Source organism: Xenorhabdus sp. PB30.3, assembly GCF_963895965.1.
Taxonomy (GTDB): Bacteria; Pseudomonadota; Gammaproteobacteria; order Enterobacterales; family Enterobacteriaceae; genus Xenorhabdus; species Xenorhabdus stockiae.
Genome location: NZ_CAWQMW010000093.1, coordinates 1 through 1,987, shown reverse-complemented (window position 1 = coordinate 1,987; position 1,987 = coordinate 1). Strand labels below are relative to the sequence as shown.

Annotated in this window: 4 protein-coding genes; all 4 read left to right on the top strand. The window is 48.5% G+C overall.

The window, feature by feature from the left end; translation table 11 throughout:
- A partial coding sequence (locus tag AACX38_RS06320; protein ID WP_228865897.1) for a head-tail connector protein occupies positions 1-182 on the top strand: 182 nt, incomplete at its 5' end.
- Entirely contained in the window at positions 182-607 is a 426-nt protein-coding gene (locus tag AACX38_RS06315) for an HNH endonuclease signature motif containing protein (protein WP_228865896.1), read from the top strand. The genes AACX38_RS06320 and AACX38_RS06315, both read left to right, overlap by 1 nt.
- Positions 608-725: 118 nt before the next feature.
- Positions 726-1,079 (top strand): phage terminase small subunit P27 family, encoded by a 354-nt coding sequence (locus AACX38_RS06310; protein WP_228865895.1) that lies wholly within the window; start codon positions 726-728, stop codon positions 1,077-1,079.
- Positions 1,076-1,987 (top strand): terminase large subunit (locus AACX38_RS06305; protein WP_228865894.1); only part of this gene is annotated, 912 nt, incomplete at its 3' end. The genes AACX38_RS06310 and AACX38_RS06305, both read left to right, overlap by 4 nt.

The following is a 1,987-nucleotide window of genomic DNA, read 5'->3' as shown; positions in this document are numbered from 1 at the left end:
AACATATCGGTAAACGCTTTGATAAGGGCTTGGTTTTCACGCCAGCGATTAAAGTCGGTTGCCTACTCTATATCGGCTTGTTGTATGAAAATCGGGAAATGGCAACCGATGTTGAGCTAAAAGAAGTGCCTTTTACCATCAAATCATTGTGGTCTGTCTATCGTGATGTGGGGATCTACTGATGCCGTGGCAACCGTTAAGGCGTTGTAGTTATCCGAGTTGTACACAACGGGTAACGTCCGGTCGCTGTGAAGAACATCGGCGGGAACAGAACAGGCAGCGCGGTACACGTACCGAACGTGGCTACAGTAACCGATGGGGCAGATACAGATTGATGTATCTCAAAACACATCCCTTATGTGTGCATTGCCTCAAGCAGAACTGCTACACACCTGCCACCATTGTGGATCATATCATCCCGATACAGGGTGAAGCGGATGTGCTGTTCTGGCCTGCATCTAATCATCAAGCACTATGCCATGCTTGCCATAACCGTAAGACGGTACAGACAGACCCACTCACCAAAGCCAAGCGTAAACAAGGTGCTTATCGGGAACAGGAAGCAAAAGCAGCACGATTGGTTAGCTTTGGAATAATAACAAATTGAAATAACGGGGTAGGGGTATCAAAAATGACAAACACCCCTCTGAGCGGAACCGCCCCCTCCTTCAATTTTTACGCACAGCGATTTTTTTGAAAATAAATCACAAGGAACAGCGAACATTATGGCAAGAGCACCGAAACCGCCTACTTATTTAAATGAGATTGCCGCCAGTCAATGGAAAGCCAAAGGCAAAATCTTAAGCGAACGGGAAGACCTGAACGCCGCCGATTGGAACAATTTAGAGCTGTATTGCGTCAACTATGCCATTTACCGAAAAGCGGTGGCAGACCTTGATATCCGAGGCTTTAGCATCGTGAATAGTCAGGGCAGCGAAAGCCGTAATCCGTCATTGAGTGCCAAAGCGGACGCCGAAAAAATCATGATAAAAATGTCCTCATTGTTAGGTTTTGACCCCGTATCACGACGGAAAAATCCGGTGGAAATAGAAGAAGAGGACGAGCTAGACCGACTATGAACGCATGGGAACAGTACGCTTTTGATATCGAAAACGGCACAATTCCGGCCTGTAAACGGGTAAAACAGGCCGTGAAACGCTACTTTAACGACCTGAATAACCCGCTTTATGTGTTTGATTCGGAGGTGGTGGCACGGTTTATTGCCTTTTCCCGTTACTGTCCGCACGTCAAAGGCCACTTGCGCGGTAAGCCCATCATTCTCGAACCGTGGCAGCAGTTCGCCTTTGCTAATATGTTAGGCTTCAAAGTGAAAGCAACCGGACGGCGGAAATACCGCAGTGCTTATATTCAGGTGCCACGCAAAAATGCCAAATCCACCGTTGCCGCGATACTGGCTAACTGGTTTCTGGTGATGGAGAACGGGCAGCAGGATATCTACACCGCCGCCGTGAGCCGCGATCAGGCGCGTATTGTATTCGATGATGCCCGCCAGATGTGCCTGCTATCCAAACCACTCAAGAAGCGGGTAGCGATTCAGCAGCACAAAGTCACTTATACCAAGAGCAACAGCCTGTTAAAGCCACTGGCAGCCAAAGCCGCCACGATTGAAGGGACTAACCCCAGTCTGGCAATTGTCGATGAGTACCATTTACACACTGATAACGCGGTGTATTCTGCCCTTGAGCTGGGCATGGGCGCACGTCCTGAAGGTATTCTATTTGCCATTACCACGGCTGGCAGTAACGTTATTTCAGCCTGTAAGAAACACTATGATTATTGCTCTCAGATACTGGACGGCGAAGAGAAAAACGAATCCCTGTTTGCCCTGATTTACGAGCTAGACGATGAGCACGAAATTGATGATGAAGCCCTTTGGATAAAGGCCAATCCCAATCTGAATATCTCCGTAGACAGTGCTGCGTTGCATGACACCATCCAGAAAGCGCGGGGCATTCCCTCACAATGG

Coding starts and splice junctions, on each gene's coding strand:
- AACX38_RS06315 (WP_228865896.1), top strand. CDS start 182: ATGCCGTGGCAACCGTTAAGGCGTTGTAGTTATCCGAGTTGTACACAA.
- AACX38_RS06310 (WP_228865895.1), top strand. CDS start 726: ATGGCAAGAGCACCGAAACCGCCTACTTATTTAAATGAGATTGCCGCC.